Origin of the sequence: Enterococcus lactis, from assembly GCF_015751045.1 — a bacterium.
In the GTDB taxonomy this organism is placed as follows: domain Bacteria; phylum Bacillota; class Bacilli; order Lactobacillales; family Enterococcaceae; genus Enterococcus_B; species Enterococcus_B lactis.
In genome coordinates this window covers 14,569-29,301 of sequence record NZ_BNJW01000021.1, presented here as the reverse complement: position 1 = coordinate 29,301, position 14,733 = coordinate 14,569, and the positions used below count along the sequence as shown (strand labels likewise).

Here is a 14,733-nt window from a genome sequence, read left to right as displayed (position 1 = left end):
GATTTTTATGATTGAAGTATCTGCACCAGGCAAACTCTATATTGCCGGAGAATATGCAGTTGTTGAAACAGGTCATCCGGCAGTTATCGCTGCAGTCGATCAATTCGTGACAGTCACTGTAGAGTCCGCACGAAAAGTCGGAAGTATCCAATCTGCACAATATAGCGGGATGCCTGTACGTTGGACAAGACGTAACGGGGAATTAGTTTTAGATATTCGGGAAAATCCTTTTCATTATATCCTTGCTGCTATTCGATTGACTGAAAAGTATGCACAAGAAAAAAATATTCTTTTATCCTTTTATGATCTGAAAGTAACAAGCGAGCTAGACAGTTCAAATGGTCGGAAATACGGATTAGGTTCTAGCGGCGCCGTTACTGTTGCAACGGTCAAAGCCTTGAATGTTTTTTACGCATTGAATTTATCTCAGCTAGAGATTTTCAAGATCGCAGCACTCGCTAATTTAGCAGTTCAAGATAATGGTTCTTGCGGCGACATCGCTGCTAGCTGTTATGGTGGCTGGATCGCCTTCTCGACCTTCGACCATCCTTGGCTCCAAGAACAAGAAACTCAGCATTCTATCAGTGAGTTACTTGCCATGGATTGGCCTGGTCTATCAATTGAGCCATTGATTGCTCCTGAAGATCTACGTTTATTGATTGGTTGGACGGGTAGCCCTGCCTCTACTTCTGATTTGGTCGATCAAGTTCACCGTTCGAGAGAAGATAAAATGGTGGCTTATCAGCTTTTCTTAAAAAACAGTACAGAATGCGTCAATGAAATGATCAAAGGATTTAAAGAAAATAATGTTACGTTGATCCAACAGATGATTCGAAAAAACCGACAATTACTGCATGATTTGTCTGCTATCACCGGGGTTGTTATCGAAACGCCTGCTTTGAACAAATTATGTAATTTAGCTGAACAGTATGATGGGGCTGCAAAGTCTTCCGGTGCAGGTGGTGGGGATTGCGGCATCGTGATCGTTGATCAGAAATCTGGCATCCTTCCTTTAATGAGTGCATGGGAAAAAGCAGAGATCACCCCCCTACCGTTACATGTCTATAGCGATCAAAGAAAGGAAAACAGATGAATCGAAAAGATGAACATGTTTCACTAGCTAAAGCCTTTCATGATAAGCAAAAAAATGAATTTGATTTCGTACGGGTCATTCATAATCCTTTGCCGCAAACAGCAGTTGCTGATGTCGATCTAAGTACACAGGCAGCTGGGTTTACACTAAGCAGCCCGTTTTATATCAATGCGATGACTGGCGGAAGCGAAAAAACAAAAAAAATCAACCAAGATCTTGCAATCGTCGCAAGAGAAGCAGATTTGATGATTGCCACTGGTTCAGTCAGCGCTGCCTTGAAGGACCCTTCTTTAGCCGATACTTATACAATTGTGCGACAAGAATATCCTCACGGGAAAATCATTGCCAACATCGGTGCAGGAACTTCTGTCGAAAGAGCCCAAGAAGCTATCCGATTGTTTCACGCAGATGCCTTACAGATTCATTTGAATGCACCTCAAGAATTGGTCATGCCTGAGGGAGACCGTGATTTTACTAACTGGAAAGCACTTATCCAAGAGATTCAAACAGCCATTGATGTCCCCCTCATCGTAAAAGAAGTCGGGTTTGGCATGACAAGAGAAACGATCAAAGATTTAGCTTCTTTAGGGGTTCATACAGTTGATATCAGCGGTCGAAGCGGGACAAGTTTCACCCAGATTGAAAATGCCCGTCGCTCCAAGCGAGAACTGAATTATCTAGCTGATTGGGGGCAATCGACAGTCGCCTCATTGCTTGAAGCAAATGAAGCAGACACTTCTATGGAAATCCTAGCCTCCGGAGGTATCCGCAATGCCTATGACATATTTAAGGCCCTTTGTCTAGGCGCAAAAGCAGTGGGCACTTCAGGAACTGTATTGACTCACCTGATGAATCATGGCGTAGAAGAAACCATTATGCTAATGAAACAATGGCAAGAGGAACTTCGTCTGCTTTATACCATGATCGGCGCAACGAATATCGCGACCCTCCACCAACAATCTCTCATCTTTTCCGGTCCAGTGAAGGATTGGTGCGAAGCAAGAGGAATCGACTTAGTGAAGTATGGAAGACGCACAGAAAAAGGAGTATGACTGATTTACGTCATACTCCTTTTTTTCAAATAAATGATGTTTGATCAGCTGTCCTTCGGTATTCGTTCAAGCTGCTGATTTCATAACCTCTCCACTAAACAGTGTACTAAACCTCGTTTAAGGTTGTTTTCCGATATAGGCAAGTATGCCGCCGTCTACATACAAGACATGGCCGTTAACGAAATCCGATGCGCTAGAAGCCAAGAAGACAGATGGCCCAGCCAAATCGATTGGCTCGCCCCAACGTGCTGCTGGCGTACGTCCAACGATAAATTGGTCGAATGGATGACGTTCACCGTTTTCTTGTGTTTCGCGTAATGGAGCAGTTTGCGGTGTAGCAATATAACCTGGTCCAATTCCATTACATTGGATATTGTATTGACCGTATTCAGAAGCGATGTTTTTCGTCAGCATTTTTAATCCGCCTTTTGCCGCAGCATAAGCACTGACCGTTTCGCGTCCTAATTCACTCATCATAGAACAGATATTGATGATTTTACCGCCGCCTTTTTCGATCATATCTGGAATAACTGCTTTTGAAACGATAAATGGAGCATTTAAATCCACGTCGATCACTTGACGGAAGTCAGCCGCATCCATTTCAATCATCGGTGTCCGTTTGATGATCCCTGCATTATTGACTAGAATATCAACTGAACCTACATCTTCTTTGATTTGCTGAACCATTGCTTGAACCGCTTCTTCATCAGTTACATCGCAGACATAACCTTTTGCATCGATGCCCGCTTCTTTATAATGCGCTATACCTTCATCAACTGATTCTTGATTCAAGTTATTAAACACGATTTTTGCTCCTGCTGTAGCTAAAGAGCGTGCAATCTCAAATCCAATACCATAGACGGCACCGGTGACTAATGCTACTTTTCCATCTAAACGAAACATATCCATATTAAATTCCATCATTTTCTCTCCCTTATGCTTATTTTAATTGATCCATTTGCACCATATCCATGTCTGTATAGGTGATGTTTTCTCCGCACATTGCCCAGATGAATGAGTAATTGCTTGTACCTACACCTGAATGGATCGACCAGCTTGGTGAAATAATAGCTTGTTCATTGTCTACGACTAAATGTTTTGTTTCATCTGGTTTGCCCATCATGTGGAACACACGTGTATCTTCATTGGCATAATCAAAGTAGACATAAGCTTCCATACGACGTTCATGTGTATGACAAGGCATCGTATTCCAAGCACTTCCTGGTTCTAAAATCGTATAACCCATTTGTAATTGACAGCTTTCGCATACATTTGGATGGATGTATTGATAGATTTTACGTTCATTCAATGTCAGACCTTCACCAGTTTCCATTGGTTTTACTTGGTCGATACTGATTTTTACATTTGGATATTTATGATGTGCTGGAACAGAACTAATATAGAATTTAGCTGGGTTTTCAGCATCTTGAGAAGAAAATACGACATGTCGTGTTTCTTTTCCGATATAATAGCCGTCTTGTTTTTTCATTTCTTCTTTTTGCCCATCGATCTCGATGAATCCTGGTCCACCGATATTGATCACACCTAGTTCACGACGTTCTAAGAAGTAATCAACACCTAGTTCTTTGTCTAATGTGATTTCTAATTCTTTTTCAGTAGGTGTCACGCCACCAAAGATCATTCGATCGTTGTGTGTATAAGTCAAACTGATTTTTCCTGGTTCAAATACCTTTTCTACTAAAAACTCTTTTCTCAATTGTTCCGTTGAATAATGACGGATATCTTCTGGACTGTGTGTATAACGTGTTTCCATTTCTTGCATTTTCTTCTACTCCTTCTATCGAATGATTTTTCCAGAGCCGCATGCTAAAAATTGTGCGACTTCTTCTTGACTGAATTGGTTGCAGTCCCCGTGGATCGTATGCTTCAAGGCAGAAGCTGCCGTAGCAAAATCAATGATTTCTTGCGGGGGCATATTGGATAAAATCCCATGGAGCACGCCACCTGCAAAAGCATCTCCGCCACCTACTCGATCCACGATCGGGGTGATTCTATGGACTTGGGATTCCACATATTCACGGTTCATCCACAATGTCCCCTTCAATTCATTTTCACTTGCTGAATGAACGGTACGTTTGGTCGAATAAAACACCTGGATATTCGGGAACTTTTCCTGCATTTTTTGATAATAATAAATTAGAGGTTGTTCTTCTGCTTCTGGCGCTTTCTCGATACCTAACAAATAAAGAGCATCCATTTTTCCAGCTGAACAGATATCTACTAAAGGTAAAAGCTGATGGATTACTTCGCTGGCTTCTTGCTGTGTCCATAATTTCCCGCGATAGTTGATATCGAAGCTGATCAGGCAGCCGGCTTTTTTTGCAGCTTCTATCACTTGTTTCGTCATTTTTTGCCATTTTTTAGACAAAGCTGGGGTGATTCCTGAAACATGAAATATATCTATTCCTTGGAATAACTCCTCTAACGACCATTCCAAATGATCCATTTCAGCAAAGCTTGATCCGGCACGATCATAGATCACTGAGGCGGCGCGTTCGCCACTACCAGTTTCCATATAATAAGTACCTAGTCTTGGTCCACCAGATAATACCTGTTTCGTATCTACTCCATAACATTGCAAGTGCTTTTTGACTGCTTTTCCCAATGCGTTATCAGGTACTTTGGTAGCAAAAACCGCGTCATGTCCGTAATTAGCTAAAGAAATTGCTACGTTTGCTTCCCCTCCGCCATAATGGGCTGCGAATCGTTCACTTGAATCGATGCGGGTTCCCTGTTCTGTGGACAATCGCAACATGATTTCTCCGAGTGTCACTACTTTTCCCATAAGCAGTTACCTCATGATTTCTTTCATTTTTGCTGCATACTGTTGCGCGACTTCCGTTACTTTGTCAAAATCTCCTGTAGCTGCAGGTGCTAAAAGGTTCCCACCTACTCCGACTGTTACGACACCAGCATCGAACCACTCTTTTATATTGTCCAGACTCACACCACCAGTTGGCATGATATTGACTTGAGGCATCGGTGCCTTGAAGGCAGAAATGATACTTGGTCCATAAGCGCTTCCAGGAAATAGTTTGACGATATCTACCCCGCTTTTCAGCGCTGTTTTGATCTCGGTAATCGTCATACATCCTGGTAAGTAAGGAATTTGATACAGATTGCACATCTCTGCCGTTTCTTGATCAAAGGAAGGGCTAACAATATACTCTGCGCCAGCTAAGATAGCCAAGCGAGCTGTGACAGCGTCTAATACTGTACCTGCGCCAATCACTATTTCTGGTTGATCTTTGTAAAATGACAAAAGTTCTTTGATTACTTGATCCGCTTGAGGGACTGTAAAAGTCAACTCAATACCAGTTAGACCACCTTTGATGATTGCGTGGCAAGCATTCAAAGCTTCTTCTTTACTTTTTCCGCGTACCACCGCAATCACTCCGGCGTTTTTCAATCGAGATAAAATATCAATTTTTTTCATCTTCTCCACCTATTTCCTATTTAGAAATTTTATTTTATAACTTGGAAATCTATGCCCATATTATACGGCAGAAAAGAAAAAATGCGAACGCTTTTTTCATTATTTTTGAATTCTTTGCTCGATTTCGCTTTTTGTTTGCTTGAGGGCACTGATTATTTGTTCTTTTGTCTCATCTGTTAAACGATATTTCGGCATACTTACACTAAATGCACCAATGATTTGTTCATTTTTCACGATTGAGGCTCCTATACAAAAAATATCACGTTCGATTTCTTCATCGTCAAATGCAACGTGGGTTTCTTTTACCGTTTGGATTTCCTTTTTCAAACGCAAGGCATTGGTAATCGTGTACTCCGTGTAAGGGATCAACGGATGTTTTTCAAGATAATCAGTGTACTGCTCTTCACTGAATTCTGCTAATACGGCTTTACCCATCGCAGAATTGTATAATGGTCGGGTGATTCCGATTTTTGAAGACATACGGATCGTTTGATGTTTTGGATCTAGTTTGTTCACATACAAGATTTCATTGTTGTCCAATACCCCTAAGTGGATAGTCTCATCGATTTTTTGCTGCAACTGTTCTAAAAATGGTAAAGTCAGTTCTACCAAATCGATTTGTTCAATGTTTTTATTCGCGTAGCGAATAAGCTTTGCACCTAAACGATAATTTTTCTCTGAATTTTTATTTACGTAGCCGATCATCAGTAAAGTATCTAGTATTTTCAAGACTGTAGAAGAAGTCATTCCCACACCCTTTGCGATTGTCTGCAAAGAGATGTCTGGATTTTCCGCTAAATAGTCTAGTATTTTAGAAGCTTTGATCAATACAGTTCCATAAGGTTTTTTATTTTCCATATAATATTCTCCTATTTCTTTATAAGAAAAATTATAGCGGAAATACCATCCATTTAAAAGAGATAACCGAATACAAACTGCTATTTCTCTTTATAGGCAACTCAAAGTTAAAGATCCGCTTCGTTTTTACATCAAGCTTTGATATAAGGCAATGATTTCTTCTACTGTCGTTTCTCTTGGATTTCCTGGTGTGCATACATCTCGCAAAGCATCTTCTGCAATTGCTGGGATATCCGCTTCTTTTACACCTAACTCAGAAATGGTCGCTGGGATTCCAACCGCTTTGCTTAACCGATCAATCTCACCGCAAGCTGCATCTCTTACATCTTCTAAAGACATTTCAGCTGCTCCTTTGATTCCTAGTACAAGAGCGATTTCACGGTATTTTTCTCCAGTATATTCTTTGTTATATTTCATGATCGTTGGCAAGAGCGCTGCACACGCTACACCATGTGGGATGTTGTACCATGCACTTAACGGATGAGCCATCCCATGTACCAGTCCTAAACCTACATTTGAGAAGCCCATTCCTGCAATATATTGTCCTAATGCCATTTTTTCTCGTCCATTTTGATCACCCTCTACAGAAGCTTCCAAAGAATGACCAATGATTTCAATTGCTTTCAAATGCAGCATATCAGTCATTTCCCAAGCGCCTTTTGTGATCAACCCTTCGATAGCATGTGTCATAGCATCCATCCCTGTTGACGCAGCCAATTTTTTTGGCATTCCCATCATCATGTCACTGTCGATGAACGCAACGATTGGGATATCATGTGGATCGACACAGACGAATTTCCGGTGATTTGCTTCATCTGTGATAACGTAGTTGATCGTTACCTCAGCTGCTGTCCCAGAAGTCGTTGGTACAGCTAAGATAGGTAAACATGGATTTTTTGTATCAGCAACACCTTCTAAGCTGATGACATCTGAAAACTCTGGATTCGTCAAAATAATCCCAATGGCTTTTGCCGTATCGATTGGCGAACCTCCACCGATTGCGATTAAACAGTCTGCCTCTGCCTCTTTAACAAAAGCCACTCCGTCTTTTACGTTTTGGATTGTTGGGTTAGGTACGATCCCGTCGTATAAAACATAATCGATTGCTGCATTATCCAAAAGCTCTGTTACTTTTGTCGCTATGCCATGTTCGATCAATCCTTTATCAGTAATGACAGCTGCTTTGCTGAATCCTCGCTGCTGAAATTCGGGAACGATTGACTCAATCGCTCCTTTTCCAAAATACGATGTTTCATTTAAAATCATTCGATTACTCATTTTCTATTCCTCCTAATTTGTATTATTTTTCACAATAAAAATGAAAGAACTTCAAGCAACCGGTTGCCCAGTTGCTTGTTGCTACAGTTCAAAGACTGGCGTCAATTCACGGCTGACTGGAGAGGCATCTGGATTTGTTTCCATGATATCTTCCATGTATTTCCACCATTTTTGATTGATCGGTGTATTTGCCATTTTCCCCCATATCTCTTCATCCTCGACCACTAAGTAACCAAATAATAAACTTGTACTCGGATCAAGATAGATTGAATAGTCGATGACCCCATGTTCACGAAGCGCTGTGCGCATCTCTGGCCAAAGTTCATCATGTCTTTTTTTGTATTCTTCTTGTTTTTCTGGGTAAACTTTCATGCAAAAGGCTTTTTTCACCATGTCAGACACCTGCTTTCGTATGAACTTCCTCCAAATAACCTGCTTTCGGAGTAACACCAAACGCATCTGCTAAGCGCCACAAATTCTCATCTGTGATTGTTTGCAAGATTGGTCCTTGCGCTTTGACGTACGTATAGACTTCTGCTGCCTTTTCTGCTGTCTCGATCAAACCAAAGACTTCATCCATGTCTTTTCCTGATCCGTAGATTCCATGTTGCGGCCATAAAACCAATCGAGTTTCTTTCATTTTTTCAGCTGTTGCTTCCCCAATCTCATTTGTTCCTGGAACCATCCACGGAATGATGGAAATCCCTTCTGGAAAAACAACTAAGCATTCCGTGCACATTTGCCACAGCGTACGACTAAAGGAACGTTCGTCTAATTCATGCGTAAAGCTCATCGCTAATAAATGGCTAGCATGGCAATGCATAACGATCCGATTATCTGGGTCTACTTCTAAACGGGCGATATGACTCATAAAATGACTTGGCAACTCGCTTGTAGGAAGGCAGTCATTTTCTAACCCCCACAAAAGCTCTAATGTTTTGCCATCCTCGGCAACTCGAACGATTCCAAGGTTTTCGGCAGGTTCGCTCGCTACATTTTTAAAATATCTTCCTGAACCAGTTACAATAAAATAGCATCCTGCTAAACGGCTGGCATCAAAAATCATCGAGATGCGGCGGGTCACTTTTTCAGGATCCAAGAACGGTGTGATCTCTTCCTCTTTGAGTAAATAAGAAATATTCCCGCCATTTCGTTCATCCCATCCCAAGCGATAAAGATTCGATGTCGTTTCAATCATTTCTTTCACATAAGGCGCTTGTAAAATATCTATTTTTTTCAATATAGCCACACTCCTATTTTCTTAATCCCAACACGTCTTTTTGATATTCTTGGACTTCTTCTAGCCAATCCAAACCAACTGGAACTTGATTTTTGTAACAGAAATAATTCCATACATCGGCATACGGGAAATCTTTCAATTCTTCCGTGTAAGCCATTCTTGAAGTAAAGTCAAAAGCCAGCTCCATTTCTTTCAATCGCTTAACTGGTTCCAGCATAGCTTTCATTAATGCTTTTTGTGTATTTCTCGTACCAATGACCCAAGCAGCGATACGATTGATCGTTGCATCAAAGAAATCCAGACCGATATTCGTTTTTTCCAGTAATTCGTTACGGACTAATTCTTTAGCAATTTCCTGCAATTCATCATCCATCAAAACGACATGATCTGAATCCCAACGAACTGGACGAGAAACGTGCAACATGATTCCTTTGCTGAATAAAGCTAAGGAAGACAATTTATTGGAAATCACTTCTGTTGGATGAAAATGTCCAGCATCTAGACAAACAAGTTTGTCACGAGTCAACCCGTAACCCATATAAAATTCATGGGAACCGACTGTATAAGCTTCAGCGCCTAAACCAAATAGTTTGCTTTCTACTGCATCTTGTACATACCCTTCATCTAGCTCTTCTGTAAAAATTTCATCAAGCGATTCCATCAAACGTTTCCGTGGGGTAAAACGGTCGATTGGATTGTCTTTCATCCCATCAGGTACCCAAAAGTTATTGATACATGTTTGTCCAGTTTCTTTTCCAAAGTATTCTGCGATTTTGCGGCTTCTTTTCCCGTGTTCGATCCAGTATTCACGAACTTCTTTATCTGGGTGAGCTAATGTAAAGCCGTCTTTCATCATTGGATGCGAAAAGAAAGTCGGATTGAAATCAAGACCGATCTCTTCTTTTTTTGCCCACTCTACCCATTTCTCAAAATGCTTCGGCTCAATCTCATTGAGATCGACCGCTTCTTCTGTGTCCAAATAGATAGCATGAAGATTCAACTTATGTTTGCCCGGTATCAAAGAATATGCCTTCTCCAAATCTTGTCTAAGCTCTTCGGGTGTCCGTGCAGCTCCTGGGAAATTTCCTGTTGCCATGATTCCACCAGTCAATTCGCCATCCGGTGTCAAGAAACCTTTGACATCGTCTCCTTGCCAGCAATGCATAGAAATTTTGATGTCTTGCATCTTTTCTAGTACAGCATCTGTATCTACACCGATAGTTGCATATCTTTCTTTTGCTTGTTCGTAATTTCTTTCAATCGTGTTCATACGATTACTCCTTTGATTTTATTCACGTACCATTCCATCGTGTTTTGCTTATTTTCATCTGGGTAAAAAGTTTCACATGGAAACGACTGTTTGATTACATTTCTTGCTTGTTCTATATTCGAAAACTGACCTGTACTGAGCATTTGCATGGCTACATTCCCGATTGCTGTGGCTTCACTAGGACCTGCTTCTACAATGATTCCGGCATAATCTGCTGTCAATTGATTCAGTAAGCGATTATTCGATCCGCCCCCTACGATGTGCAGTTTTTCCAATTTCGTTCCAGTCAAGTGTTCTACTTTGATCAGCTCTTGTGCGTAACAAAGAGCAAGATTATCATACACACAACGAGCGAGAGCTCCCGGTGAAACAGGGACTGGCTGCTCTGTTTCAAAACAGTATTGCTGAATCTCTTCTATCATATTTTTAGGATTCAAAAATCGAGGGTCATTGATTTCCATCACTTGTTGCAGCGGCTTTTCTTTTGCAGCAAGTTCTGCCAATTCCGCGTAACTGTATTCGTACTCCTGCATTCGAGCAACTTCCTGGATCAACCACATCCCCATGATATTTTTCAAGAAACGCACCGTATTATGAGCGCCCCATTCATTCGTGTAATTCTCAGAAAAAGCGGCGCGAGAAACATTGGCGATCTTTGTTTCCATCCCTAAAAGCGACCATGTCCCACTGCTGATATAGCCCCACTGTTCTCCTTGCCCTGGTGTGCCTAATACAGCTGACGCCGTATCATGACTTGCTACTGTGATAAAGGTCACATCTGGCAAATCATATTTTGAGAATTTTTCTTTTTGCAAATCTCCCAGTATCGTTCCCGGCTCTGTCAATGGAGGAAATAATCCCTTCGAAACACCAACTTTTTCAAGAAGTTCTGTTTCCCACTCTTTTGTCCCTGCATTCAGCAGCTGCATAGTAGACGCATTGGTTTTTTCCGTCACCATATTGCCAGTAAAGACGTAGCCTAAATAATCAGGAATCAATAACAATTTATGTGCTTTTGCCAAATGGTCTTTTTCTTCGACAAACAATTGGAATAAGGTATTGAAAGGCTGGATCTGAATCCCTGTTTGCTCATACAACTTATCTAGAGAATAGCTTTCAGAAAACTGTTTTACTGCTTCATCGGTACGATCGTCCCGATAAGCGATCGGATCATTCAGCCGTTCCCCTTGTTTGTCAATCAAACAGTAATCGACTGCCCATGTATCGATCCCTGCAAAACAGCGATCGATCCCTGTTTTCTTTAATTTTTCAAATCCAATCAAAATCTCTTCGATAAGATAATCGATCTTCCAGCGGTCATGACCGTCTTTTTTCCGAAAGCCGTTCTTGAATCGGTGTACTTCTTCCAAGACTAAAGAACCTTCATCATTTCTCGTACTTTTCATTAGTCGTCCGCTTGACGCACCGATATCGATGGCAACAAATGTCGGATTCATTTCTCCACCTCTTTTACTTTATTGTTGATTAACACTTCCTTAATAAAGCGTTATCATTTATTAACAATGCTATCATATTACATAAACTTATATTTTGCTTCACACTATTTTGGTATATAATTGCATTATCTTGACAAATTGGGAGTGTTTACATGGATTACTGGGAAAAAGCCAATCACTCATGGTCGGAAGACTCAAAAAGAGTGATCTTGACACCTACGCAAAGAAGTAGGAATTTATTTTTTTATATCCAAGAAATCGGCTACTTTAAAGCGCCGGTCCCTTACTATACTGAACGAGCACATTTACCTTCTTATTTGATAAAATTTACTTTGTCTGGCGAGGGTTTGCTTACATATAAAGCTAATCAGCACCAGCTAAAAGCTGGAGACCTCTTTTTTATTGACTGCCAAGAATATCAGCGTTATCAAACGATTAGCGAAGAACCATGGGAAATGGATTGGATCCATTTGAATGGTCAGAGCGTCCAATCATTTTATCAAGAATTCACAAAAGACGGCCATAACACCTTCCATTCGACAGGTGATCCATCAGAAAACAAGATCCATCATCTGATCACAGAATTGATCCACATGCAGCAAGGTGCGAATGCCCGTACCGATTTCCAGTCCTCTGTAGCTATCCACAAGCTGTTGAATGAACTGATTTTGCAGAAGTATCAGCTGGATTTCGAAGAAGAAGATATTCCCCCTTACGTTTATAAGCTTAAGCAATACTTGGACGAACACTTCAAAGAAACGATCACACTTGATCAATTAGAACAGCAATTTTTACTGAATAAATATCAGCTGAGCAAAGATTTTTCCAAATTCATCGGTTCTCCGCCAATCGATTATTTAATCAGCAAAAAACTCTCTTACGCTAAAGACCTTCTTCGGTATACAGAATTTACTATTCGAATGATTTCCGAAGAAATCGGAATCGAGAATTTTGCTTACTTTAGTCGCTTGTTCAAAGCAAAAACTGGATTATCACCGAGAGATTTTCGTAAATTTAGCTGATTCATATAATATGTACGCACTTTTTTTAAAAGATATAGTAGAATAATAAAATAACCGCAGTTTCTGCTTCTATATAAACAACAGCAGCTACTTCGGTTATTTTGGGGTGGTTATTCTCATTGTTCATCTTCAAAATGTTCATAATGAACAAGCTGGTTTTGTGTATCGCGCTTCAAAAATTCTTTAGGCGTTATACCAAACTCTCTCTTGAATGCTTTCAGAAAATGCGGATAAGATGAAAAACCACTTTTACTATATACAGCACTAGAACTACGGTACTCTCGCAACAAGTGCTTGGCATAGATCAGCTTTTTCTTCATTACATACTGATGAAACGTAAATCCAGTGTACTTTTTGAATTCTCGGGTGATATGGTATTTGCTGACAAAAAATTGCTTCTCCATTTCCTCTAAAGAAAGCGGATGAGATAAATTTTTTGAGATATATTGTAACATTTGTTCCACACGCTCATTTGGAACTACAGCATTCTGTTCTTGCGCACTCTCTTCTTTTTGTACTACTTGATTGAGAAAAATCAAGTATTCTACCAGAGCTTGTTCATATTTTATGTCTTCACCGTAAATTTTTTTATCAGGAGGGTGGTCGATAAATGATAATTTTTGCTTCAATACTTCCTGTTCGACTTGCAATACACGACTCCTTTTCTCTCCCATTGGTTGAAAACAAGCCGATAGATTAGACCATGGCGTGGAACGACTTCCCAGAAAAGAAGGGGTAACAAAGATATAGACACGCTCGAATACATCTGAAGACTGGCGGACGATACGATGCAAATCGTTGGAATGGATGAGCAGCACACTTCCTGCTTTGATCGTAAATTGCCGTCCGTTCAAATAAAAAGTCGCTTCGCCCTTTAATGTAGCATGGATTTCATAGAAATCATGGTGATGGTAGATTGTTTTATTTTGGCTAACGACATCTTTGACATGATAGATTTCATACTGATCAGAAACCATCGTATTGACTTGCTCACCGCTTATTTTCTTTTGAAGCATGTGCTGCACCTCCTTTGTTCAGTTGTGCACAATTATATTATATCACGTTTTTTGCAATCAAAAAGAGCTGCTTTTATATACTCTTATAAAAAAGAAGAGACGTGACATCTTCTAGCCCCGCCCCCTCCATTCTAAATATTAGTTAATCAATGTCTTCTTTACATTATTCAAGAAGACTTCTTCCATAACGAATCCCATCATCTTTTGTTTCTTCAAGAACCACATACAGATACGGACGGTTCTTCTTGATGATTTCTTTGATTTTTGTGTACTCGATCACACCGTCTCCCAAATTTACCGGCACGATTTTTTCCTGTTCGACACGAAAATCTTTCAAATGAACCGCACATATCTTTTTACCAAAACGCTCAAAAGCTTCTTCTACCAATTGGACTTGTCCTTGATAATCAGTACTTGTAATCAAATTTGTCGGATCTAAAATGATTCCTAGATAGTCCGAATCCACTGCTTGGATCAGCTGCTCTACTCTTTCTAAAGAATACACCGGATGATTCAAACCTGGTTCTATCCCCACCATCATTTGGTATTTTTCTCCAGCTTTTACCAAGCGACGGATAACGGACACTGCTTCAGCAAATGCTTCATCTGTGAAATTTTCTTCCGTATATTGGATTTCCGGCAAAACACATCCCGTTTCCGAAGCAACCATTGACGCACCAAAGGAAGGAGCATAGCGAAGATACTGCTCGAACTTTGTCAGCAACTCTTCTCGTATCGTTAAATCTGGATGAATCATATTGATATAGCAACTTAAAATTCCTACGGACACTTCTTGCTTTTCTAAGACACGTTTGACATAATTTCCCATCCCAGAATTGATTTCGTTTGCGCCAGAAGACATTTCAGGAAACGAAAGACCTAAGGCGAGCTGCAGTGTATGGATCCCTTGTTCTTTTGTTTTTTCTGCAAGGTCTTCTATCGTTTGGACTTGGGAAAGATCATGTCCTCTAATTGTAATGTTCAACATAA

The 14,733-nt window shown here is 40.4% G+C and carries 15 protein-coding genes; 3 read left to right on the top strand and 12 right to left on the bottom strand.

Annotated elements, in window-relative coordinates; genetic code table 11:
* Positions 1-7: 7 nt before the first annotated feature.
* Both KFO35_RS10980 and fni read left to right on the top strand, forming a co-directional pair.
* A complete protein-coding gene (locus KFO35_RS10980) occupies positions 8-1,093 on the top strand; it encodes a phosphomevalonate kinase (protein WP_002315603.1) in 1,086 nt (361 codons plus the stop codon).
* Positions 1,090-2,145: a type 2 isopentenyl-diphosphate Delta-isomerase gene (gene fni / locus KFO35_RS10975; protein WP_002315602.1), complete on the top strand. Its 1,056-nt coding sequence runs from the start codon at positions 1,090-1,092 to the stop codon at positions 2,143-2,145. Before KFO35_RS10980 ends, fni begins: the two co-directional genes overlap by 4 nt.
* Before the next feature lie 117 nt (positions 2,146-2,262).
* On the opposite strand, the gene KFO35_RS10970 is transcribed toward fni, so the two are convergent.
* The 10 genes from KFO35_RS10970 to rhaB form a co-directional block, all read right to left on the bottom strand.
* Positions 2,263-3,066 carry a gluconate 5-dehydrogenase gene (locus tag KFO35_RS10970; protein WP_002320630.1) on the bottom strand — a complete coding sequence of 268 codons (804 nt, stop codon included), beginning with the start codon at positions 3,064-3,066 and terminating at the stop codon, positions 2,263-2,265.
* A gap of 19 nt (positions 3,067-3,085) precedes the next feature.
* Complete coding sequence (gene kduI / locus KFO35_RS10965) at positions 3,086-3,928, bottom strand: 5-dehydro-4-deoxy-D-glucuronate isomerase (protein WP_002288239.1); 843 nt, start codon at positions 3,926-3,928, stop codon at positions 3,086-3,088.
* A 15-nt stretch (positions 3,929-3,943) separates the two neighbouring features.
* Entirely contained in the window at positions 3,944-4,951 is a 1,008-nt protein-coding gene (locus KFO35_RS10960; protein WP_002315601.1) for a sugar kinase, read from the bottom strand.
* Between the two features lie 6 nt (positions 4,952-4,957).
* Positions 4,958-5,602: a bifunctional 4-hydroxy-2-oxoglutarate aldolase/2-dehydro-3-deoxy-phosphogluconate aldolase gene (locus KFO35_RS10955; RefSeq protein ID WP_025477299.1), complete on the bottom strand. Its 645-nt coding sequence runs from the start codon at positions 5,600-5,602 to the stop codon at positions 4,958-4,960.
* Positions 5,603-5,701: 99 nt separating this feature from the next.
* Positions 5,702-6,460: an IclR family transcriptional regulator gene (locus tag KFO35_RS10950; protein WP_002293373.1), complete on the bottom strand. Its 759-nt coding sequence runs from the start codon at positions 6,458-6,460 to the stop codon at positions 5,702-5,704.
* 126 nt (positions 6,461-6,586) lie between these two features.
* Positions 6,587-7,738: a lactaldehyde reductase gene (gene fucO, locus KFO35_RS10945; protein WP_070703909.1), complete on the bottom strand. Its 1,152-nt coding sequence runs from the start codon at positions 7,736-7,738 to the stop codon at positions 6,587-6,589.
* A gap of 81 nt (positions 7,739-7,819) precedes the next feature.
* Positions 7,820-8,131 carry an L-rhamnose mutarotase gene (gene rhaM / locus KFO35_RS10940; protein ID WP_002315598.1) on the bottom strand — a complete coding sequence of 104 codons (312 nt, stop codon included), beginning with the start codon at positions 8,129-8,131 and terminating at the stop codon, positions 7,820-7,822.
* A 1-nt stretch (position 8,132) separates the two neighbouring features.
* The gene (rhaD, locus tag KFO35_RS10935; RefSeq protein WP_002293380.1) at positions 8,133-8,978 is read right to left on the bottom strand and encodes a rhamnulose-1-phosphate aldolase; all 846 of its coding nucleotides are present in this window, start codon (positions 8,976-8,978) and stop codon (positions 8,133-8,135) included.
* A gap of 13 nt (positions 8,979-8,991) precedes the next feature.
* Positions 8,992-10,248 carry an L-rhamnose isomerase gene (gene rhaA / locus KFO35_RS10930; protein ID WP_002315597.1) on the bottom strand — a complete coding sequence of 419 codons (1,257 nt, stop codon included), beginning with the start codon at positions 10,246-10,248 and terminating at the stop codon, positions 8,992-8,994.
* Positions 10,245-11,705, bottom strand: a complete 1,461-nt coding sequence (gene rhaB / locus KFO35_RS10925) for a rhamnulokinase (protein WP_002336141.1) — start codon at positions 11,703-11,705, stop codon at positions 10,245-10,247. Before rhaB ends, rhaA begins: the two co-directional genes overlap by 4 nt.
* Positions 11,706-11,857: 152 nt before the next feature.
* On the opposite strand from rhaB, the gene KFO35_RS10920 reads away from it, so the two are divergent.
* On the top strand, positions 11,858-12,727 hold the full coding sequence (locus KFO35_RS10920; protein ID WP_156272317.1) for a helix-turn-helix domain-containing protein: 870 nt from the start codon (positions 11,858-11,860) through the stop codon (positions 12,725-12,727).
* A 116-nt stretch (positions 12,728-12,843) separates the two neighbouring features.
* Here the strand turns inward: KFO35_RS10920 and KFO35_RS10915 are convergent, their stop codons facing one another.
* Together KFO35_RS10915 and KFO35_RS10910 are read right to left on the bottom strand one after the other, a co-directional pair.
* Positions 12,844-13,743 (bottom strand): AraC family transcriptional regulator, encoded by a 900-nt coding sequence (locus KFO35_RS10915; protein WP_070703907.1) that lies wholly within the window; start codon positions 13,741-13,743, stop codon positions 12,844-12,846.
* Positions 13,744-13,906: 163 nt separating this feature from the next.
* A complete protein-coding gene (locus KFO35_RS10910) occupies positions 13,907-14,731 on the bottom strand; it encodes a sugar phosphate isomerase/epimerase family protein (protein ID WP_002315592.1) in 825 nt (274 codons plus the stop codon).
* Between the last annotated feature and the right edge of the window lie 2 nt (positions 14,732-14,733).